General features: G+C 69.1%; 19 protein-coding genes. 18 read left to right on the top strand and 1 reads right to left on the bottom strand.

The genetic code is table 11. The annotated features are described in order from the left end of the window. The 9 genes from VTU_RS0110560 to VTU_RS0110520 all read left to right on the top strand — a co-directional run. Positions 1–4318 (top strand): hybrid sensor histidine kinase/response regulator (locus VTU_RS0110560; RefSeq protein WP_029554285.1); only part of this gene is annotated, 4318 nt, incomplete at its 5' end. An 83-nt stretch (positions 4319–4401) separates the two neighbouring features. Continuing rightward, positions 4402–5004, top strand: coding sequence for a YqgE/AlgH family protein (locus tag VTU_RS0110555; RefSeq protein WP_010103976.1), 603 nt, complete (start codon positions 4402–4404; stop codon positions 5002–5004). After that, positions 5001–5411, top strand: coding sequence for a Holliday junction resolvase RuvX (gene ruvX, locus VTU_RS0110550; RefSeq protein WP_010103974.1), 411 nt, complete (start codon positions 5001–5003; stop codon positions 5409–5411). Before VTU_RS0110555 ends, ruvX begins: the two co-directional genes overlap by 4 nt. Continuing rightward, a complete protein-coding gene (gene pyrR, locus VTU_RS0110545) occupies positions 5408–5920 on the top strand; it encodes a bifunctional pyr operon transcriptional regulator/uracil phosphoribosyltransferase PyrR (protein ID WP_010103973.1) in 513 nt (170 codons plus the stop codon). Before ruvX ends, pyrR begins: the two co-directional genes overlap by 4 nt. After that, positions 5889–6884: an aspartate carbamoyltransferase catalytic subunit gene (locus VTU_RS0110540; protein ID WP_010103972.1), complete on the top strand. Its 996-nt coding sequence runs from the start codon at positions 5889–5891 to the stop codon at positions 6882–6884. Before pyrR ends, VTU_RS0110540 begins: the two co-directional genes overlap by 32 nt. Positions 6885–7023: 139 nt before the next feature. Beyond that, positions 7024–8331, top strand: coding sequence for a dihydroorotase (locus VTU_RS0110535; protein ID WP_010103971.1), 1308 nt, complete (start codon positions 7024–7026; stop codon positions 8329–8331). Between the two features lie 69 nt (positions 8332–8400). Next, positions 8401–9138, top strand: coding sequence for a lysophospholipid acyltransferase family protein (locus tag VTU_RS0110530; protein WP_029554284.1), 738 nt, complete (start codon positions 8401–8403; stop codon positions 9136–9138). A gap of 171 nt (positions 9139–9309) precedes the next feature. Further along, the gene (locus tag VTU_RS26810; RefSeq protein ID WP_050809481.1) at positions 9310–9744 is read left to right on the top strand and encodes a hypothetical protein; all 435 of its coding nucleotides are present in this window, start codon (positions 9310–9312) and stop codon (positions 9742–9744) included. A 22-nt stretch (positions 9745–9766) separates the two neighbouring features. Then, positions 9767–10192: a VOC family protein gene (locus VTU_RS0110520; protein ID WP_010103965.1), complete on the top strand. Its 426-nt coding sequence runs from the start codon at positions 9767–9769 to the stop codon at positions 10190–10192. A 49-nt stretch (positions 10193–10241) separates the two neighbouring features. Here the strand turns inward: VTU_RS0110520 and VTU_RS0110515 are convergent, their stop codons facing one another. Next, positions 10242–10604 carry a DUF1801 domain-containing protein gene (locus VTU_RS0110515; RefSeq protein ID WP_010103963.1) on the bottom strand — a complete coding sequence of 121 codons (363 nt, stop codon included), beginning with the start codon at positions 10602–10604 and terminating at the stop codon, positions 10242–10244. Positions 10605–10765: 161 nt separating this feature from the next. On the opposite strand from VTU_RS0110515, the gene VTU_RS0110510 reads away from it, so the two are divergent. The 9 genes from VTU_RS0110510 to VTU_RS34775 all read left to right on the top strand — a co-directional run. After that, positions 10766–11677 (top strand): DMT family transporter, encoded by a 912-nt coding sequence (locus VTU_RS0110510; RefSeq protein ID WP_169315388.1) that lies wholly within the window; start codon positions 10766–10768, stop codon positions 11675–11677. Between the two features lie 441 nt (positions 11678–12118). Further along, positions 12119–13564, top strand: coding sequence for a M81 family metallopeptidase (locus tag VTU_RS0110500; protein WP_010103956.1), 1446 nt, complete (start codon positions 12119–12121; stop codon positions 13562–13564). Positions 13565–13659: 95 nt separating this feature from the next. Beyond that, positions 13660–15228: an ABC transporter substrate-binding protein gene (locus VTU_RS0110495; protein WP_029554283.1), complete on the top strand. Its 1569-nt coding sequence runs from the start codon at positions 13660–13662 to the stop codon at positions 15226–15228. A gap of 12 nt (positions 15229–15240) precedes the next feature. Further along, complete coding sequence (locus VTU_RS0110490) at positions 15241–16176, top strand: ABC transporter permease (RefSeq protein WP_010103954.1); 936 nt, start codon at positions 15241–15243, stop codon at positions 16174–16176. A gap of 2 nt (positions 16177–16178) precedes the next feature. Further along, on the top strand, positions 16179–17066 hold the full coding sequence (locus tag VTU_RS0110485; RefSeq protein ID WP_010103953.1) for an ABC transporter permease: 888 nt from the start codon (positions 16179–16181) through the stop codon (positions 17064–17066). 14 nt (positions 17067–17080) lie between these two features. Next, a complete protein-coding gene (locus VTU_RS0110480) occupies positions 17081–18103 on the top strand; it encodes an ABC transporter ATP-binding protein (RefSeq protein WP_010103952.1) in 1023 nt (340 codons plus the stop codon). Next, positions 18100–19077 (top strand): ABC transporter ATP-binding protein, encoded by a 978-nt coding sequence (locus VTU_RS0110475; protein ID WP_010103951.1) that lies wholly within the window; start codon positions 18100–18102, stop codon positions 19075–19077. Before VTU_RS0110480 ends, VTU_RS0110475 begins: the two co-directional genes overlap by 4 nt. Before the next feature lie 10 nt (positions 19078–19087). After that, positions 19088–20545, top strand: a complete 1458-nt coding sequence (locus VTU_RS0110470; protein WP_010103950.1) for an N-acyl-D-amino-acid deacylase family protein — start codon at positions 19088–19090, stop codon at positions 20543–20545. Between the two features lie 59 nt (positions 20546–20604). Further along, positions 20605–20809 (top strand): DUF6444 domain-containing protein (locus VTU_RS34775; RefSeq protein ID WP_236610704.1); only part of this gene is annotated, 205 nt, incomplete at its 3' end.

Here is a 20809-nt window from a genome sequence, read left to right as displayed (position 1 = left end):
CGTGTACGACGAGGACCTGGGCGAGTTGCGCATCCTCATGGGCCAGTCGCGCTCGCGCGCGTCCGACCCGGCCGAAGGGACGCCTGACACGCCGGAGGAACACGCTGCGATGCCGCAGCCGCCCGATACGCTGCCAAGTCCACCCGCACCCGCACCCGCCGTGCCGGCAACCCCGGTCCCCGGCATCTTCCCGGACGCGCCGGCGCCCGCCAAGGCGGCGTTCGCGCCGACCGTGCCCGCGAACGTGTTCGTGTTCACCGCCACCGCGCCGGCCGCGCCCGTGCCGCCTGCGCCCGTGCCCGTGCCCGTGCCCGCAGCGCCCACGCCTGCGCCCGTGCACTTGCCCGCAGCCCCGCCTGTGACCACCACAGCGCCCGCCGCCAAGGCGCCCGCGCCCGCACCGGGTGTGGACGACGAACTGCTGGACATATTCCTCGAAGAGGCGCGCGAAGTGGTGCTCAATGGCTTGGCCGCCGTCGCCGAGTTGCGGGGCGAACCGGGGGATCTCAGCGAGCAGACGACGCTGCGCCGGGCGTTCCATACGCTCAAGGGCAGCTCCCGCATGGTGGGCCTGAAGGACTTCGGCGAAGCCGCGTGGTCGATGGAGCAGGTCCTCAACGTCTGGCTGGCCGAACAAAAGCCCGTGCGCCCCGAATTGCTGGAACTGTCCTCGCAGGCCCTGAACGCCTTCGGCCGCTGGGTCGATGACATTGCCGCGCACCGCACGCCGGACTGGGACCCCGAGGACTTCCGCAAATCGGCGGATGCGATGCGCCGCGATGGCAGCCTGCTGCCCATTGCGGCAACTACCGCAGCACGCGCGCCCGCCGCCGTGGCGCCGGAGCCGAAGCCAGAGCCGGTCGGCGCGCCGCTCCCCGGTGTGCCGCAGCCCAAGACGCCCGAGACCCTGGACGCGGTTCCCGAACCGGCGCTTGACGCTGCCGACACCACGGAAATGGCCGAGGAGATCGATTTCTCGATCTTCGCCGCAGCATTGGACGAGGCACCCCCTGCACCGCCTGCCGGGCCGCCTGCGCCGGGTAAGGATTTTGTCTTCGAGCTGGACCTGCGCGATCAGGTGCCGCCGGTCGCCGATTCCCCGGTGGTCGCGGGTTTGCCTGCAACGCCGCCGCCCGCCGCCGCCGATCCTGCGCCGGCCCCGCCGCCGCAAGACGGCGCCAGCGACGAGGCCGTGAAGGTGATCGGCAGCCTGCGCATCGGCATACCGCTCTACAGCGTCTATCTGAACGAAGCCGACGAGTGGTCGCGCCGTCTGCTGACCTGCCTCCAGGAATGGTCGCACGAGCTGTACGAGCCCGTTCCGGATACCGCGGTGGCGCTCGCGCACTCGCTCGCGGGCAGTTCCGCCACCGTGGGGTTCAATGCCCTGTCGGAAATGGCCAGGGTGCTCGAACACACACTCCAGCATGTGCAACTCCAGTCCGGCGGCGGCACCACGGGGCAGGCGCAGGCCTTCGTGGCCGCGGCGGAGGACATCCGTCGGCTGCTGCACCAGTTCGCGGCAGGCTTCCTCAAGGAGCCGAACCAGGAAGTGCTCGAGCAGTTGCGCCGGATCCTGCAAACCGAGACGCTCAATAGCGGGTCCCTGCCGGAGGATGATTTGGACGAATTCCCGGCGCAGCCGGCGCCGGTGCAGCAGGCTATTCCCGAGGCGCCGCCACCGGCTCCGGCTCCGGTGGTTTGGGTAGTCTCGGTGACTCCGACGGCTCCAATAGCTCCGGCGGCTCCGGTCGTGACGACGGTGATTACGGTGACCCCAACCCCGACCCCGCTGGCGCCTGCCATCGCGCCGCCCCCGGTCGCTGCGGACCCGGTCGCCCCGGCGCGGCACGACGACCCCGAGCAGCATATCGACGACGCGATTGCGCACGCCATTGCAATGGGAACGGACGCGGACAACGACATCGATGCGATCGACGTCATCGACCCCGACCTGTTCACGATCTTCGAGGAAGAGGCGGCAGAACTCTTGCCGCAGCTCGGAGGGGCCTTGCGCCAGTGGGCCTCGCGGCCGGACAACCTCGGTGCGCGCAACGAGGTGCTGCGCGCGCTGCACACCCTCAAGGGCAGCGCGCGCTTGGCCGGCGCCATGCGCCTGGGGGAGATGGCGCACCGGCTGGAATCCGCGATCGAGCAACTCGACACCGAGGCGGTGGACACGGAGCAGATCGAACCCCTGCAAGCGAGCTTCGACGGCCTGCTGGCAAATTTCGAGGCGCTGCGCGCGATCGGTCAGAGCCCCGCGGATACGGTGGTGTCTCTGCCCGTGGAGGCGCTGCAGCCGCGCCGCGAAGCGGCCGAGACCGCAGCACCGGTGAGCGCGCCGGTGGATACGGCCGCAGTCGCTTTCGCGCCGCCGCGCCTGCCGCCGGTTTTTGTCCAGCGGGTCCCGCTGGCGCCGCAGCGTGTCGTTGCCAGCCAGTCGGTGCGGGTGCGCGCGCAGTTGCTCGACCGGCTGGTGAACCAGGCGGGCGAAGTCATGATCAGCCGCTCGCGGCTGGACGTGCATCTGGGACAGTTTCGCAGTTCGTTGACGGATCTTTCAAGCAACCTGGACCGCCTGCGCCAGCAGCTGCGCGACATCGAAGTGCAGGCCGAGTCGCAAATGCAGTCGCGCCTGGCGCTGTCCAAGGACAGCGCGGCCGGCTTCGACCCGCTGGAGTTCGACCGCTTCACGCGCGTGCAGGAACTCACCCGCATGATGGCCGAGTCCGTGAACGACGTGGCCACCGTGCAGCGCAATCTGCAGCGGGCCATGGAAAGCGCCGAGGACGACCTGATCGCCCAGGGCCGTCAGGCGCGCGAACTGCAGCGCGATCTGCTGCGCACGCGCATGGTGGAATTCGAAGGCATTGCCGAGCGGCTGTACGCCGTCGTGCGCCAGGCATCCAAGGAGACCGGCAAGCAGATCAAGCTGGACATCGTCGGCGGCTCCATCGAGATGGACCGCGGCGTGCTCGACCGCATGACCCCGGCGTTCGAGCATTTGCTGCGCAACTGCGTGGCGCATGGAATCGAAGGCCCGCAGCAGCGGGCCGCCGTGGGCAAGCCCGCGTCCGGAACGATCACGGTGAATTTGCGCCACGAGGGCAACGACGTATCCGTCGAGTTCCGCGACGACGGCGCCGGCCTGGACCTGCCGCGCATCCGCGCAAAGGCCGTGGCGCAGGGCCTCGTCGCCGCGGATGCGCAGTTCGGCGACGCCGACGCGGCGCAGCTGATCTTCATGCCCGGTTTCTCCACCGCGTCCGAAGTCACCGGCCTGGCCGGGCGGGGCATCGGCATGGACGTGGTGCGCACCGAGATCAACGCGCTGGGCGGGCGCATCGAAACCTCGACCGAAGCCGGCAAGGGGACCGCGTTCCGCATGGTTCTGCCGTTGACCACGGCGGTGACGCAGGTGGTGATGCTGCGCACCGGTGAGCTGGTCATCGGCGTTCCCGCGAACGTGGCCGAGACCGTGCGCCGCACCTCGATCGCCGACCTGGCCGAGGCCTACCGCAGCGGCAGCTTTGACGACGGCGCGGAAAAGCTGCCGTTCTTCTGGTCCGGCGCCTTGCTGCAGGCCTCGGCGCGCAGCAGCGAGCCCGCAGGCAGGAACCGCCCGGTCGTGATCCTGCGCAGCGCAGCGCAGCGCATCGCCATGCACGTGGACGAAGTCCTGGGCAACCAGGAAGTCGTGGTGAAGAACCTCGGGCCCCAGCTGTCGCGCCTGCCCGGCCTGGCGGGCATGTCGGTGCTGGCCTCGGGCGCGGTGGTGCTGATCTACAACCCCGTGGCCCTGGCCACGGTGTACGGGGAGCAGGTGCGCGCGGCCAGCGCCGGCCTGCCGTCCGCGCCCCAGGACCAGAGCGCGGCCGCCGCCGCTGCCGGCAAACCGGTTGTTGCGTCGCCGCTCGCCGGCCCGAGCCAGGTTCCCCTGGTGCTGGTGGTCGACGATTCGATCACCGTGCGCCGCGTCACGCAGCGCCTGCTGCAGCGCGAGGGCTACCGGGTGGCGCTCGCCGCCGACGGCTTGCAGGCGTTGGAACGCCTGCAGGAGGAGCGGCCGACCGTCGTGCTCTCGGACATCGAAATGCCGCGCATGGACGGCTTTGACCTGGCGCGCAACATCCGGGCGGACGGCGCGCTGCGCGACCTGCCGATCATCATGATCACCTCGCGTATCGCCGAGAAACACCGCGAGCATGCGATCGAGCTGGGTGTGAACCACTACCTGGGCAAGCCCTACTCGGACGAGGAATTGCTGAACCTGATCCAGCACTACGTCCGCAACGCGGCTCTGGCCGAGGTCTAGCCGGCAAATCCGGCAAAAAGCCGGTTGCGTGTCGCGGACCGGACAGGAGCCGCCGGCGCGAGGTTCGCCGCTAGAATCAGCGCATGTCCTCCGCCAGCGCGCCCACCACCAACCTGACGCACCATTTCCTGATCGCGATGCCCGGTCTGGAAGACGAGTCCTTCGCGCGCAGTGTCGTCTACCTGTGCGAGCACAGCGAGCGGGGTGCGCTCGGGCTGATCATCAACAAACCCACCGACATCACCCTCAAGGGGCTCTTCGACCGCGTCGATCTGTCGCTGCGGCGCGAAGACCTGGGCCGCGAGCCCGTGTTTCAGGGCGGTCCGGTGCAGACCGAGCGCGGTTTCGTGCTGCACGAGCCCCTGCTCATGGACCGTGCGGGCACCGACGGCCCGGTCTACGCCTGCACCATGGCGATTGCCGGCGCGCTGGAGATGACCACCTCCAAGGACGTGCTCGAAGCCCTGTCCACCGGTGCCGGCCCGCGCCGGGTGCTGATCACGCTCGGGTACTCGTCCTGGGGCGGGGGGCAGCTGGAGTCGGAACTCGCGGCAAACGCCTGGCTCACGGTGGCGGCCGATTTGTCGGTGATTTTCGAAACCCCCTCTCCCGAGCGCTACGACCGGGCCCTGGCGCTGCTTGGCGTGCAGACCTGGATGTTGTCGCCCGAGGCGGGGCATGCATGACCGGCCCGTGTGCTGTCCCCGCGCATTTCCAGACCTTTCTTGCGCTTGACTTCGGCCTCGTGCGCACCGGCGTGGCCACGGGAAATCGCCTGCTGCGCAGCGCCACGCCGCAGCCCACCATCGCCGCCCGGGGCGACGCCCGCTTCGTGCACTTGGCGCAGCGCATCGCGCACTGGCAGCCCGACGCGCTGGTGATCGGCGTGCCCTACCACCCCGACGGCGCGAGCCACGAGAACACTGGGCGCGCGCTCCGATTCGGCCGCCGCCTGCGCGGGCGCTTTGGCCTGCAGGTGTTCGAGGTGGACGAGCGCTACAGCACCACCGAGGCGCTCGCCGGCGGCGCCCGGGACGCCGACGCCGCGTCCGCCTGCATCATCCTGGAGCAGTTTTTGCGGGGTCTGGCATGAGCGCCCCCGGCGCTGCCACGCCCCCGGTTCCCGACGCCGAGGAACTGTACCGCGAGCTCCTGCGCGGCGTGCGCGGCCTGTGCTGCGGCGCCACGCGGCTCGCGGGAATTGCCTCGGGCGGTGCCTGGCTGGCCGAGCGCCTGCAAAAGGACCTGCGCCTCGCGGACGCCCCCGGCGTGCTGTCCTCGGTGCTGCACCGCGACGACCATTCCCGGCGCGGCCTGTCGGCCGCGGCGCAAACCTGGCTGCCGTTCGACGTGAACGGGGCGGACGTGCTGCTGCTCGACGACGTGCTCTACACCGGCCGCACCCTGCGCGCCGTGCTCAACGAGTTGTTCGACTACGGGCGTCCCGCGCGCGTGCAACTGGCCGTGCTGGTCGATCGCGGCGGACGCGAGCTGCCGGTGCAGGCCGACTTTGCCGCCGCGCGCCTGGCGCTGCCCGCAACGCAGTCGCTGGCCCTGGCGCGCGCCGGCGGTGTCTTGCGCTTGCAGATCGAGGGCGTCTGAGCATGCCGCACGCGCGCAACCCCAACTCAACGGCAACGGCGAACTCATCCACCTGCTGTCCGTCGAAGGCCTGCCGCGCGCCATCGTCACGCAGATCCTCGACACCGCAGCCAACTTCGCGAGCGTGAACGACCGCGAAGTCAAGAAACTGCCGCTGCTGCGCGGCAAGAGCGTGTTCAACCTGTTCTTCGAGAACAGCACGCGCACGCGCACGACCTTCGAGATCGCGGCCAAGCGCCTGTCGGCCGACGTGCTCAACCTGGACATCGCGCGCAGTTCCGCGAGCAAGGGCGAATCGCTGCTCGACACCATCGCCAACCTGTCGGCCATGGCCGCCGACCTGTTCGTCGTGCGCCACGGCGAGTCGGGCGCGCCGCACCTGATCGCCCGGCACGTCGCGCCGCACGTGCACGTCATCAACGCCGGAGACGGGCGCCACGCGCACCCCACGCAGGGGCTGCTGGACATGTACACCATCCGGCACTACAAGCAGGATTTCAGCCGCCTCGTCGTGGCCATCGTCGGCGACGTGCTGCACTCGCGCGTGGCGCGCTCCGACATCCACGGCCTGATGACGCTGGGCTGCGCCGAGGTGCGCGTGGTCGGCCCGCGCACCCTGGTGCCGTGCGACCTGGCGCAGATGGGCGTGCGCGTGTGCCACACGCTGCAAGAGGGCCTCGCGGACGCCGACGTGGTCATCATGCTGCGCCTGCAAAACGAGCGCATGAGCGGCGCGCTGCTGCCCTCGAGCCAGGAGTATTTCAAGTGCTTCGGCCTGACGCCCGAAAAGCTGCAACGGGCCAAGCCTGACGCCATCGTGATGCACCCCGGCCCGATCAACCGCGGAGTCGAGATCGACTCGGCCGTGGTCGATGGCCGGCAGAGCGTGATCCTGCCGCAGGTCGGCTTCGGCATCGCGGTGCGCATGGCCGTGATGTCCATCGTCGCCGGCAACGACGCATGATGCAATGGAACACCCCCGGACCTGCCTTCGAGGGGGCAAGCCCCGGCGACCCGGCAGAGCCGGCTCCGCGCTGTCCCCGGCTGGGGCGGCGCGCGTTGCATGGGGCGGCGCCTGAGCGGCATTGGGGGATTCGGGAATCATGAAGCTGCTGATCCGCAACGGCCGGGTGATCGACCCCTACTCGGGATTCGATCAGCGCTGTGACATTGCCCTGGCTGCCGGCCGCATCGCGGGGCTGAACCGTGTTGCGCCGGACTTCGCCGCCCAGCGGGTGATCGACGCGGCGGGCTGCATCGTGCTGCCCGGTCTCGTGGACTTGGCCGCGCGCCTGCGCGAACCCGGGCACGAGCATGCGGGAATGCTCGCGTCCGAGATGGCCGCCGCCGTCGCGGGGGGCGTGACCAGCCTGGTCTGCCCGCCCGACACCGACCCCGTGCTCGACGAGCCGGGCCTGGTCGAGATGCTCAGGTTCCGCGCCCAGAGGCTGCACCAGGCGCGCCTGTTCCCCCTGGGCGCGCTCACGCGCAAGCTCGCGGGCGGGGCGCTCACCGAGATGGTCGCGCTCACCGAATCGGGCTGCGTGGGCTTTGGCCAGGCCGAGCGGCCGCTCGCCAGCACCCTGGTGTTGCAGCGCGCGCTGCAATACGCTGCGAGCTTTGGCTACACCCTGTGGCTGCGCCCGCAGGACCTGCACCTGGGCCAGGGCGTTGCCGCCAGCGGCCCGCTGGCCACGCGCCTGGGTCTGTCGGGCGTTCCCGTGGCGGCCGAGACGATCGCGCTGCACACCATCTTCGAACTGCTCGCGGGCAGCGGCGCGCGCGTGCACCTGTGCCGCATCAGCAGCGCCGCCGGCGTGGAACTGCTGCGCCGCGCCAAGGACCGGGGCCTCGCGGTCACGGCCGACGTGAGCATCAACTCACTGCACCTGACCGACGCGGCCATCGGCTTCTTCGACAGCCGCGCCCGCCTGTCGCCCCCGCTGCGCCAGCAGTGCGACCGCGACGCGCTCGCCGCGGCGCTGGCCGACGGCAGCATCGACGCGCTGGTGTCCGACCACACCCCGGTCGCCGAAGACGCCAAGGCCCTGCCCTTCGCCGAGGCCGAGCCGGGAGCCACCGGGCTGGAACTGCTGGCAAGCCTGGTCCTCAAGTGGTCGCAGGACAGCGCCGTGCCGCTGCCGCGCGCGTTGGCCGCTGTGACCTCCGGCCCCGCGCGCGTGCTCGGCAGCGCACTGGGCGCGTTGCAGAGCAGCGTGGGACGGATCGCGGAAGGCGCGGCGGGCGATCTGTGCATCCTCGATCCAGAGGCCGTCTGGACGGTGCGCGACGACGCCCTGCGCAGCCAGGGCAAGCACACCCCGTTCTCCGGCTGCGCGCTGCCCGGGCGCGTGCGCATGACGCTGGTCGGCGGGCAGGTGGTCTTTGACGCCACCTCCGAGCGCGCTTGATCCATGGCGCGCGCAGACTCCGAGGAACGCGCGGTGCCGGGATATCCGGCAACGGCGCTGGCCTGGTCCATGAAGCATCCGCGCGCCTGTTGGCGGGTGCTGCGCCTGTTCGGTCACGTGCTCAAGGGGCTGTGCATCGTGACGCTGCGTTTTCCCGCGCTGGCGCCCGAGCAGCGCAATGCGCAGGTGCAGCGCTGGGCCATGGAACTGCTCGCGCACGCGGGAGTGCGCCTGCGCATCGAGGGGCAGCCCCCGGTCAGCGGGCCGGTGCTGCTCGTGGCGAACCACCTCTCGTGGCTCGACATCCCGGTGATGCACGCGGCGCGCCACTGCCGCTTCGTCGCCAAATCCAACGTCCGGGGCTGGCCGCTGATCGGCGCGCTGGCCACCGCGGCCGGCACCCTGTACATCGAGCGCCGCGCGCGCCGCGACGCGCTGCGCATGGTGCACAGCATGCACGAGGCGCTGACGCGGCACGAGGTGCTGGCCGTGTTCCCCGAAGGCACCACCGGCGACGGGCGCGAACTGCTGCCGTTCCACGCGAATCTGCTGCAGGCCGCGGTCACGGCCCAGGCCCCGGTCCAGCCCGTGGGCCTGCGCTTTGCCGACCGGAACACGGGGGCCGAGAGCTTTGCGCCCAGCTACATCGGCGACGAAACCCTGGTGGGATCGATCTGGCGCACGCTGTGCGCGCCGCCCATCGAAGCCGTTGTGCGCTACGGCCAGCCCGAGCACGCGGGCGCGCGCGACCGGCACGCCTGGGCCAGGCAGTTGCACGCCGCCGTCGATCAACTGCGCCGCGGCTGAGGCGCCCTTCGCCGCTCTGAATCCGGCGCGCTGGCGATCGCGATCCGCTGCAGCGCGCCATGCGTCCTCATCCATTTCGTCCACATCGACAAGGCGCGCCAGACCTATCCCGGCATCACCTTCGGCGTCTCCCCGGCCGAGGACTACACGTCCACGCGCCAGTTCGATGCGGTGACGAGCGCCACATCCTTCTACTGGATGGACCGCGACGCCGTGCTGCTCAAGCCCGGCGGCGTGTTCTGCGCCTACAAGTACGACTTCCCCATCGCCTACGGCCCGCTGCGCGACTTCTTCGCGCGCGAACTCTCCCTCAAGTGGGCCGCCTACCGCGACGCGCGCCTCACGCGCTACGACGACACCCTGGAGCGCATCAAGGCCAGCAAGATCTTCCGCGAGGCTGAGCGCGTCGTGCTGTCGAACATCATCGAGCTGACGCCGCGCGAGGTCGCCACGTTCTTCCTGTCCACGAGCTACGTCACGAAGTACATGGACCAGGCCGGCGACGCCGAATACGCCGACGAGCTGCTGCGCAAGGTCGCCGAGATCGAGACCGCGCCCAGCGTGAAGGTGAACTTCGACATCCACTCCTTCTTCGCGAAGCGCTGAGGTTCAAGAAGAGGAACGATTCATGCTGAAGAAACTGTGGAGCAACATGATGGTTGCGGATGTCAACAAGGCCATCGACTTCTACGCCGATGTACTGGGGTTCCAGCATGTGATGAGCGTCCCGATGGGGTCCGAGGAAGTCCTCTTCCAGTACGACGGCAACAAGGCTCTGGTCTATGCGCTGATCAAGAACGGCGACATCGAGCTGATGCTGCAGGAGCAAAGGAGCCTGCGCGAGAACGTCCCGGCGTTCGCGGACGCCGCCGACATCCGCAGCAGTGCCGTGCTCTATTTCGAGGTCGACGATCTGGCGACGCTGGCAACCCGCCTGAAGAAGCATTGCGAGGTCGTGCGCGACCTGCACGACACCTTCTACGGCATGAAGGAAATCTACGTGAAGGACCTCAACGGCTACGTGCTCGGCTTCGCCCAGCCCGTGGCGCGCTGACGCTTTCGCCGAATCTGCGCCGTGTCGAGATCCATGGTCTTGCGGCGCCTCAGCTATTCACCAGTTTGATGGCCTGCTCGATGTAGGCCGCCGCGTGCTTGTCGCGGATGTCGGGCACCTGCTTGAACTTGATATGACGCCGGTACTTCCCGGCGCCTTCGAGCACGCCGGCCCTGTCATCGAACCGGTAACCTTCGCTGAACTCGAGGGTGACGTGCGTCTTGTACGAGAAGATTCCGCAGAAGGATTCTTCGAGGTAGTACAGCACGCCGCCGTACATCATTCGTTCTTCCGCCGCCTTGGCCAGTCGCTTGATTTCCTTGCGCAGGGCGACCGCGACCTGATGCTTCTCGGGGGCGGTCAGACCGAGGTCATTGAAGAAGTCATCGACCTTTGACTTGCTGGCTGCCATCTGTTTGCTCCTTGCTGTTTCAATCTGTCCGGATTTACGCCCGCGAGCACAGCGCCTTCAGGCTATGCGACGCCTGCGTGCCGCCCGAATCCATGACCATGATCTACCATCACGGGAACCAGCGCATGGCTGACCGATGCGCCCGAGTCGGCGCGCACACCATGGATCGAGATTCAACCATGAGCTTGGAACGCAGAGCCTATATTGCCGCGGTGGTCGCTGCCCTGTTGTGGGGCGGCAATTTCGTCGTGCTGCAGTTCGCGCTGAGGCATTTCGATCCCTACCTGCTTGCCGCATTGCGCTTCGCCTTCGTGGCGCTGCTGGTTCCATTCGTCGGCTGGCCCAGGGTGCCGTGGCCTGCGCTGCTGTGCTACGCCGCCTGCTCGGGAATCGGCCAGTACCTGCTGTCAACGATGGCAATCCAGCTGGGTCTCTCACCCGGACTCGCGGCACTGCTGATGCAATTCCAGGTGTTCATCTCGCTGGCGCTCGGCTGGCTCATGTTGGGCGAGTCCATTCGTGCCACGACGGTCGTGGGCTGCGTCTTGGGCTTGGCGGGCCTCGCCGGCGTGCTGGTGATGGGCGGCAGCAAGGCACCACTGCTCGCTTGCGCGGTGTGCCTGATTTCTGCAGCCGGATGGGCCGTCGCCAGCGTCACCATGAAGCGCTACCCGGAAGGCATGCTCCGCTTGCAGTGCGCGACCGGCTTGATTTGCTTGCCGGTCGTGTCCGTTGTCCGTGAGGTGATGCTGCCTGCGGCGCCATCCGCAATCCAGACGCTCGTGCAGGCGCCGTTGCATGCCTGGCTGCCAGTGGCCTACTTGGTGCTTGCATCCTTCGTCGTGGCGCAGGTGCTGTGGGGGCAAGCCATTGGTGCCATCGGCATAGCCGCCACAGCGCCTTTCGCGCTGCTGATCCCGGTGTTTGGCGTGACGCTCGCGTGGTTGTTCGCAGGAGAGAATCTGAGCCTGCGCTTGCTGATGTCGGTCGCAGCGGTCTTGCTGGGTTTGGGCGTGCACGTGGTACCGCTGGCACTGAGGTCGGCGTCCGGATTGCGCGAGCGCGCGACATGAGCGTGGCGGGGAGGCGGATACGCATCTCCTGCGGATAACCCCCCTTTTTACGCGCCGGCGAGTTGCTGGTGGACCGCTACCAATTGCCCGAGGTCCAAGCAAGAAATCTCGGGCACCTTCCGCAGCTTTGCCGGAGCGCAGAGCTTCTGCACGACCCGCTCCTGTCGGGACACTGCTTGCCCAAGCATGGGGTTGGCATGCTTTATGCGCTACGGATTGCGTTCCATGCTGCCCCGGTGCTTGATTCCATGGAGGCGACAACGACTCTGACGCAGGGGCGGGCGATGTGTACGGGTTTTCCCTTGGATTCCTTCAATCAATTTGTGTATCAGAAAATTACTGCCTACACTTTCCACCGTGGCGCCTTTCCTGAATCGCCTGTTGCCGTTGCGCACGCTTGCCGCCTGAGCCGCGCAGACCCACCCACTACGAGAACCCGCCATGCGTGTCTTCAGTGCCTCCTTGGCCACCGAAACGAATACCTTTGCCCCGATGCCGACCGGCCTGTCCGCGTTCAAGGACCGTGGCTACTTTGCCGCGGGCAAGCACCCCGATGCGATGACGCTGTTCTCGGGCCCGCTGTGGGCCGCGCGCCTGCGCGGCGCCGACAAGGGCTGGACGCTGTGCGAAGGCATGGTCGCCAGCGCGCAGCCCAGCGGAACGACCACGCGCCACGCGTATGAAACGCTGCGCGACGAACTGCTCGCCGATCTGCGCGCGGCGCTGCCGGTCGATATGGTGCTGCTGGGCCTGCACGGCGCGATGGTTGCCGAAGGGTACGACGACTGCGAGGGCGACCTGCTGGCGCGCGTGCGGCAGATCGTCGGGCCCGGCGTGGTCGTCGGCGCCGAGCTCGACCCGCACAACCACCTCACGCGCGCGATGGTGGAGCACGCCGACCTGCTGATCGCGTTCAAGGAATACCCGCACACCGACGTACTGGAGCGCGCGCTGGAACTGGTGGACCTGTGCGCCGCCATGGTTCAGGGCCGGGTGCGGCCGGTGGCCGCGGTGGTCGATTGCGAGATGGTCGCCACGGTGCATACCTCGCGTGCGCCGGCGCGCGCCTTCGTCGAGCGCATGCAGTCGCTCGAGGGGCGCGACGGCGTGCTCTCGATCTCGCTCACGCACGGCTTTCCGTGGGGCGACGTTCCCGAGATGGGAACCAAGCTGCTGGTTTATACCGATGGCGACAAGGCCCGGGCCGAGGCGCTGGCGCGCGAACTCGCTGACGAAGTCATCGCCATGCGCGACGGCCTGGTGGTGCACTACTCCGGAATCGACGCCGCGCTCGACGAGGCGCTGGCCTGCGCTGCCGGGCCCGTGGTGCTGGCCGATGGCGCGGACAACCCCGGCGGTGGCGCGGTGGGCGATTCCACCTTCATCCTGCGCCGCATGCGCGAGCGCGCAATCAGCAACGCGGCGCTGGGCCCGCTGTGGGACCCGATCGCGGTGCGCATCGCCTTCGACGCGGGGGTGGGCGCGAGGCTGGCCATGCGCATTGGCGGCAAGATCGGCCCGCTCTCGGGCGACCCGCTGGATCTGGAATGCACGGTGAAGGCGCTGCGCAAGGACCTGGTGATGACCGGCCTGGCCGCAACGCGTGCGCTCATGGGCGACTGCGCGCTGGTCGAGGCCGAAGGAATCGAGATCGTGCTGAACACGCTGCGCAACCAGGCGATCGACATCGATTTGTTCACGCAGCTCGGCTGCGTGCTCGCGGCCAAGAAAATCATCGTCGTGAAGTCGGCGCAGCATTTCCACGCGTCCTACTCCCGGCTCGCCAAGCACGTGATCTACGTCGGCGCGCCGGGCACGGTGGCGTTCGACCTGAGCACGCTCGCGTACCGCAAGGCGCGCCTGCCGAAATGGCCGATCGCGGCATGAGCGCCCGCTCTTGCGCCAGTTCGGGGGACAACGGCCACGGCGCCCCCCGGATGCATTCCCCCGATTCCTTGCAGCCTCCCGTTGGAGAACCGAAGATGAAACGACGCATGCTCGCCGCCCTGGCGCTCTCCTGTGCCTGCCTCCCGGCGCTCGCCCAGACGCCGCCCAAAACGCTGAAGATGGTGGCCCACGCCGACCTGAAGATCCTCGACCCGACCTTCACCACCGCCTACATCTCGCGCAACTTCGGCCACATGGTCTACGAAAGCCTGTTTGCGCAGGACGCGGGCGGCAAGCCCCAGCCGCAGATGGTCGAGAAGTACGCGGCTTCGGAGGACGGCAAGCTGTGGCGCTTTACGCTGCGCCCCGGGCTCAAGTTTTCCGACGGCAGCGCCGTGACCTCGGCCGACGCCATCGCCTCGCTGCAGCGCTGGGCCGCGCGCGACAGCATGGGCCGCGCCATGCTGGCCAGCGGCGCCGCGTGGAAGGCCAGCGACGCGCGCAGCTTCACGCTCACGCTCGACGAGCCCTTTGGCCTGGTGCTCGACGCGCTGGCCAAGCCCTCGGGCTTCCCGCCGTTGATCCTGCCCGAGCGTTTGGCAAAAATGCCGGCCAGCGCGCCGCTGACCGAGGTGCTGGGCTCCGGCCCCTATGTCTTCAAGCGCGACGAATGGGTTCCGGGCAACAAGGTGGTGTTCGTGCGCAACCCGCACTACGTGCCGCGCAGCGAGCCGCCAAACGGCTTGGCGGGCGGCAAGAGGAGCCCCTTCGAGCGCGTCGAATGGCTCTACCTGCCCGACGCGAACAGCGCCATCGCAGCGCTCAAGCGGGGCGAGGTTGACCTCATCGAACAGTTGCCACCGGACTACATCGCTGCGCTGCGCAGCGACAAGAGCGTGAAGATCGGCTCGGGCGGTGCCTACCAGGGCTTGCTGGTGTTCAACCACCTGCACCCGCCGTTCAACAACCCGAAGGTGCGCCAGGCGCTGCTGCAGGCGGTGAGCCAGGAGCGCTTCACCACGGCCATGGGCTACCCGCTGGACATGCGCGTGACGCACTGCCCCAGCTACTTCATCTGCGGCGGGAGCAACGAGACGGCGGCCGGCGCCGAGCCCTACCGCAGGGCCGACCTCGCGCGGGCCCGGCAGATGCTCGTGGCCTCGGGCTACAAGGGCGAGAAGGTGGCGCTGCTGGTGCCCAGCGACATCACCTACCTCAACGCCGAGGCGCTGATGGCCGCGCAGACCATGCGCAGCATCGGCATGAACGTGGACATGCAGACCATGGACTGGTCCTCCATCAGCGCGCGCCGCACCAGGCGCGACGCGCCGGAGGCCGGCGGCTGGAACGTCTACGCGACGGCGGCTTGCCAGCTCGACATCGACTCGCCCATCACCAACCTCTATCTGGGCGCGGCCTGCGGCAACACGCTGCCCGGCTGGCCCTGCGACAAGCCGCTCGACGAGCTGCGCAGCGTCTGGCTCAAGGAGCGCGCACCCGCCAAGCGCAAGGAACTGCTCGACGCATTCCAGCGCCGCGCCTACGAGACCGTTCCCTACGTGAGCACGGGCCAGTACTCGATCGCCTTCGCCGCGCGCACCAGCCTCAAGGGAGCGGAAGGAATCTGGGCCGGCATACCCATGCCCTGGATGTTCGACAAGTAGGTCGCAGACCCGATGGGCTACGTTTTGCGCCGCCTGCTCGCCACCCTGCCCGTGATGGCGGTGGTGGCCGTCATCGTGTTCCTGCTGATGCACCTGGCGCCGGGCGACCCGGCGGCGCTGATCGCGGGCGACCTCGCGAGCACCGAGGACATCGAGAGGCTGCGCGCCACGCTGGGCCTGAATCTGCCGCTGTGGCAGCAGTTCGCGCTGTGGGTCGGCAAGCTGGCCCGTGGCGACCTGGGCACCTCGATCTTCACGCAGGTTCCGGTGGCGCAGTTGCTCGGCCAGCGGCTCGAGCCCACACTCTGCATCGCGCTGTTCACGATGGCGCTCACGCTGCTGCTTTCGGTGCCGCTGGGAACGCTCGCGGCGTACCGCGCGGGCAGCTGGATCGACCGGCTGGTGATGCTGCTCGCGGTGCTCGCCTTCTCGGTGCCGGTGTTCCTCGTGGGCTACCTGCTGATCTACAGCTTCGCCGTGCGGCTGCCGTGGTTTCCGGTGCAGGGCTACGTGCGCCTGGCCGAAGACCCGGCTGGCTGGCTGCGCTCGCTGGTCCTGCCCTGCGTCAACCTGGCGCTGGTCTACAGCGCGCTGGTCACGCGCATGACGCGCGCCACCGTGCTCGAGGTGCTGCACGAGGACTACATCCGCACCGCGCGCGCCAAGGGCCTGGGCGTTCTGCCGGTGCTGGGCCACGCGCTGCGCAACGCCGCGATCCCGATCGCCACCACGGTGGGCGTGGGCATCGCGCTGCTCATCGGCGGCGTGGTCGTGACCGAGACGGTGTTTGCGATTCCCGGCGTGGGGCGGCTGGTCATCGACTCGGTGCTGCGCCACGACTACCCGGTGATCCAGAGCGTGCTGCTGATCTCGGCCGGGGTCTACGTGCTGATCAACCTGCTGATCGACCTGAGCTACCGCTTCTTTGACCCGCGCATACGGTACTGACCATGTCCACGCCCCTTCTCCTGGCCGACGCGTCCGCGGCGCACGAGGCCCCCTTCGTGGTGCCGCGCTGGCGCTGGCTGCGCAAGCACCCGACGCTGATTCTCGGCGCGCTGCTCCTGATCGCCGTGGCCGCGCTCTCGCTTGCCGCGCCCTGGGTCGCGACGCACGACCCGCAGGACATCGATCCGCTGGCGCGCATGCAGTCCGTGTCGGCCGAGCACTGGTTCGGCACCGACGCGCTGGGGCGCGATGTCTTCAGCCGCGCGGTCTGGGGCGGGCGCGTGTCGCTCATCGTGGGCCTTGCGGTGGCCTGCATGGCGACGGCCCTGGGCGCGCTGCTCGGGCTGCTCGCGGGCTTCGTGCGCTGGGCCGACGCGTGGATCATGCGCACCATGGACGGGTTCATGGCCATCCCCGGAATCCTGCTCGCGATCGCGCTCATGGCGCTCACCCGGGCCAGCCTGGCGACCGTGATCGTCGCCATCACCATCCCCGAAGTCCCCCGGGTGGCGCGGCTGGTGCGCTCGCTGGCGCTCACGCTGCGCGAGCAGTTGTTCGTCGAGGCGGCGCACGCGGTCGGCACCCGGCTGCCGTGGATCCTGCTGCGCCACGTGCTGCCGAACATCGTGGCGCCGCTGACCGTGCAGGCCACCTTCGTCGCGGCCGCTGCGGTGCTCTCGGAGGCGGTGCTGTCCTTCCTCGGCGTCGGCGTTCCGGCGCAGACGCCGAGCTGGGGCAACATGATGGCCGAAGGCCGCAACTTCGTTGCCGTGGCGTTCCACATCATCCTGTACCCGGGCCTGCTGCTGGCCACGACGGTGCTGGCGATCAACCTGCTCGGCGACGGCCTGCGCGACGCGCTCGACCCGCGCCTGGCGCGGCAGCTGTGAGCGCGGGTAGCACGATGCACATGCCCCGCCTGCCCGTTGGAGAGCCCTTGCTCGAAGTCGAGAACCTGCGCACGCATTTCGACACCCTGGCCGGGCGGGTGCGCTCGGTCGACGGCGTCTCGTTCACGGTGCGCGCCGGCCAGACCCTGGGCGTGGTCGGCGAGTCGGGCTGTGGCAAGAGTGTGAGCGCGCTGTCGATCCTGCGGCTGCTGCCGACACCGCCGGCGTGCATCGGCGGCGCGGTGCGCCTGCGCGGAACCGATCTGCTGCGCCTGAGCGAGCGCGCGATGCGGCAGGTGCGCGGCAACCGCATCTCGATGATCTTCCAGGAGCCCATGACCTCGCTGAACCCGGTGCTTACCGTGGGCCGGCAGATCGCCGAGACGGTGCGGCTGCACCAGAGGCTCGGTCGCGCCGACGCGCTCGCGCGCGCGGTGGAGATGCTGCGTCAGGTAGCGATCCCCGAACCCGGTCGGCGCGTGCACGCGTACCCGCACGAGCTCTCCGGCGGAATGCGCCAGCGCGTGATGATCGCGCTCGCGCTGGTCTGCCACCCCGAGGTGCTCATCGCCGACGAGCCGACCACGGCGCTCGACGTGACCATACAGGCGCAGATCCTCGACCTGATCGGGCGCCTGCAGCAGGAACTGGGAATGGGCGTGGTGCTGATCACGCATGACCTGGGCGTGGTCGCCGAGAGCTGCACGCGGGTCATCGTGATGTACGCCGGGCGCAAGGTGGAAGAGGCCGACGTGCTGGACCTCTTCGACCGGCCGCTGCACCCCTATACGCGCGCGCTGATGGCCTCGATGCCCTCGATGAACAGCAGCGGGGCGCGCTTGGCGGAGATCCCGGGCATGGTTCCGGCGCCGCACGAGTTGGGCCGCGGCTGCGCTTTTGCGGCGCGCTGCGCGCACGCCGGCGCGCGCTGCGCGAGCGAGACGCCGCGGCTCGCAACGCAGGCAGCAGGGCACACGGTGGCCTGCTTTGCCGTCGAGGAAGGCCGCGTCCGGGCCGCGCAGGAGGCGCGCGCATGAACACCCCCGCGCCCCTGCTCCAGGTCGAGCGGCTCAGCAAGCACTACGCGCTCCCCCGGCGCTGGCTGGAGAAAGCGCGGCCGCCGGTGCAGGCGGTGGACTGCGTCTCCTTTTCCGTGGCGCGCGGCGAGACGCTGGCGCTGGTGGGCGAGTCGGGCTGCGGCAAGACCACCACGGCGAAGTCGGTGCTGCGCCTCGTCGAACCCAGCGGCGGCTCGGTGCGGCTCGAAGGCGAGGAGCTCACGCAACTGTCGCCCGGGCAGATGCGGCTGCGCCGGCGCGAACTGCAAATCATCTTCCAGGACCCCTACGCGTCGCTCAACCCGCGGCTTTCGGCGGGCGAGATCGTCGCCGAGCCCCTGAGGAATTTCGGCATGGCCTCGGCCGCCGAGCGGCGCGCGCGCGTGCAATGGCTGTTCGCCCGGGTCGGCCTGCGGCCGGAGGCGGCAAGCAAGTACCCGCACGAATTCTCCGGCGGCCAGCGCCAGCGCCTGGGCATCGCGCGGGCGCTGGCGCTCGGGCCCAAGTTGATCGTCTGCGACGAGCCGGTCTCGGCGCTCGACGTGTCGGTGCAGGCGCAGGTGGTGAACCTGCTGATGGACCTGCAGGCGGAGCTGGGAATCGCCTACCTCTTCGTCGCGCACGACCTGGCGGTGGTGCGCCACATCAGCCGGCGCGTGGCCGTGATGTACCTGGGGCGCATCGTCGAAGTCGCCGACCGCGACGCGCTGTTCTCCGCGCCGCGCCATCCCTACACCGAGATCCTGCTGTCTTCGGTTCCGGTTCCCGACCCGCGCACGCGGGCAAAACGCCTGCTGTTGCAGGGCGACCCGCCGAGCCCGGCGAACCCGCCCCCGGGCTGTCACTTCCATACGCGCTGCCCCCTGGCGCGGCCCGTGTGCCAGGAGCAGGCGCCCGAACTCGGCGCACGGCCCCCGGCAGACGGGCATTTCGTAGCCTGCCATTTTCGCTAAGGAGCCCCCCGTGCCGCACGACCCATCTGCCTTCGACCTGCTGATCCGCGGCGGCGACGTGATCGACGGCACCCGGGCGCCGCGGTTCGCGGCCGACGTCGGAATCCGCGCCGGCCGCATCGCCGAGATCGGCGACCTGAGCGCTCGCGCGGCGCACCAGGTCCTCGACGCCAGCGGCCGCATCGTCGCGCCCGGCTTCATCGACGCGCACACGCACGACGACCAGGCGCTGCTGTCGCAGGCGCAGATGCCGTTCAAGGTCTCGCAGGGCGTGACCACCGTGGTCACGGGAAACTGCGGGATCAGCGCCGCGCCGCTGCGCGCCGGAATGGACCTGCCGATGCCGCTCAGCCTGCTCGATACGCCGGCCGAGGGACGCCATACCCGCTTCGCCGCGTACCTCGACGCGCTGCGCGCTGCGCCCGCGTCGGTGAACGTCGCGGCGCTGGTCGGGCATTCGACCCTGCGCGCCGTGACCATGGCCGACCTGGACCGCCCGGCGAACGCGGCCGAGATCGGCGCCATGCAGGAACTGGTCGAGGAGGCGCTGCAGGCCGGCGCCATCGGCCTGTCGAGCGGCACCTTCTACCCGCCCGCAGCGCAGGCCACGACCGAGGAGATCATCGCGGTCGGCCGCCCGCTCACGGCGCGCAAGGCGCTCTACGCGACGCATATGCGCGACGAGGCGGACCAGGTGATGGAAGCGCTGCAAGAGAGTTTTGCCATCGGCCGCGCGCTCGACGTTGCGGTGGTGATCTCGCACCACAAGGTGCAGAACGCGCGGAACTTTGGCAAGACGCGACTCACGCTGCCCTTCATCCAGGAGGCCATGCGCCACCAGTGCATTGCGCTCGACTGCTATCCCTACACCGCGGGATCGACCATGATCCGCACCGACCGCGGGATGCTGGACTGCCGCGTGCTCATCGCGTCGAGCCTTGCGCACCCCGAATGCGCGGGCCGCGACCTGAAGGACATCGCGGCCGAATGGGGCGTCTCGGGAACCGAGGCGGCGCGGCGCTTGCAGCCCGGCAGCGCGATCTATTTCATGATGCACGAGGACGACGTGCAGCGCATCCTCGCGTTCGACGAGACCATGATCGGCTCGGACGGCATTCCGCTCGGCGAGAAGCCGCACCCGCGCCTGTGGGGCAGCTTCCCGCGCGTGCTCGGCCATTACAGCCGCGACCTCGGCCTGTTCCCGCTGGAGACCGCGGTGTGGAAGATGAGCGGACTCACGGCGCGCAACTTCGGACTCCAAGGGCGCGGCACGCTCGCGCCCGGGCAGCATGCGGACGTGGTGATCTTCGACGCCGCAACGGTGCGCGACAGGGCCAGCTACGAGAACCCGACGCAGGCGGCCGAGGGCATCGACACGGTGATCGTCAACGGCGCCGTGACCTGGCAGACCGGCGCGCACAGCGGCGCGCGCAACGGACAGGTCATCGTGCGCAAGACGGGAAAATAGCGGGGTTCAGTCGACGTGACTGTTCAGCCTCTCGAACACGAATCAGTGATACTCGCCCCATGCTGACACCTTCCGACACTTCAACGCTGAGTCACGAGGAGAAGGATCCATTGCTCCAAGAGAAGGACGCATTGCTTGAGCACAAGGATGTATTGATTGGACAGTTGGTCGTTCGGGTCCAAGAATTGGTCACCCGGGTCCAAGAGTTGGAATCGCGTCTGTCCAAGAACAGCCACAACTCAAGCAACCCCCCATCGTCTGATG

The organism is Verminephrobacter aporrectodeae subsp. tuberculatae At4 (assembly GCF_000193225.1).
In the GTDB taxonomy this organism is placed as follows: domain Bacteria; phylum Pseudomonadota; class Gammaproteobacteria; order Burkholderiales; family Burkholderiaceae_C; genus Acidovorax; species Acidovorax aporrectodeae.
This window is presented reverse-complemented; position numbering and strand designations above follow the sequence as displayed.

What these genes read in the sequence shown, in the direction of transcription:
- VTU_RS0110485 (WP_010103953.1), top strand. Translation starts at nt 16,179, where the DNA reads ATGTCCACGCCCCTTCTCCTGGCCGACGCGTCCGCGGCGCACGAGGCC.
- VTU_RS0110515 (WP_010103963.1), bottom strand. Translation starts at nt 10,604, where the DNA reads ATGGCAGCCAGCAAGTCAAAGGTCGATGACTTCTTCAATGACCTCGGT.
- VTU_RS0110510 (WP_169315388.1), top strand. Translation starts at nt 10,766, where the DNA reads ATGGATCGAGATTCAACCATGAGCTTGGAACGCAGAGCCTATATTGCC.
- VTU_RS0110500 (WP_010103956.1), top strand. Translation starts at nt 12,119, where the DNA reads ATGCGTGTCTTCAGTGCCTCCTTGGCCACCGAAACGAATACCTTTGCC.
- VTU_RS0110490 (WP_010103954.1), top strand. Translation starts at nt 15,241, where the DNA reads ATGGGCTACGTTTTGCGCCGCCTGCTCGCCACCCTGCCCGTGATGGCG.
- pyrR (WP_010103973.1), top strand. Translation starts at nt 5,408, where the DNA reads ATGAGCGCCCCCGGCGCTGCCACGCCCCCGGTTCCCGACGCCGAGGAA.
- VTU_RS0110475 (WP_010103951.1), top strand. Translation starts at nt 18,100, where the DNA reads ATGAACACCCCCGCGCCCCTGCTCCAGGTCGAGCGGCTCAGCAAGCAC.
- ruvX (WP_010103974.1), top strand. Translation starts at nt 5,001, where the DNA reads ATGACCGGCCCGTGTGCTGTCCCCGCGCATTTCCAGACCTTTCTTGCG.
- VTU_RS0110520 (WP_010103965.1), top strand. Translation starts at nt 9,767, where the DNA reads ATGCTGAAGAAACTGTGGAGCAACATGATGGTTGCGGATGTCAACAAG.
- VTU_RS0110480 (WP_010103952.1), top strand. Translation starts at nt 17,081, where the DNA reads ATGCACATGCCCCGCCTGCCCGTTGGAGAGCCCTTGCTCGAAGTCGAG.
- VTU_RS0110530 (WP_029554284.1), top strand. Translation starts at nt 8,401, where the DNA reads ATGAAGCATCCGCGCGCCTGTTGGCGGGTGCTGCGCCTGTTCGGTCAC.
- VTU_RS0110535 (WP_010103971.1), top strand. Translation starts at nt 7,024, where the DNA reads ATGAAGCTGCTGATCCGCAACGGCCGGGTGATCGACCCCTACTCGGGA.
- VTU_RS0110495 (WP_029554283.1), top strand. Translation starts at nt 13,660, where the DNA reads ATGAAACGACGCATGCTCGCCGCCCTGGCGCTCTCCTGTGCCTGCCTC.
- VTU_RS0110555 (WP_010103976.1), top strand. Translation starts at nt 4,402, where the DNA reads ATGTCCTCCGCCAGCGCGCCCACCACCAACCTGACGCACCATTTCCTG.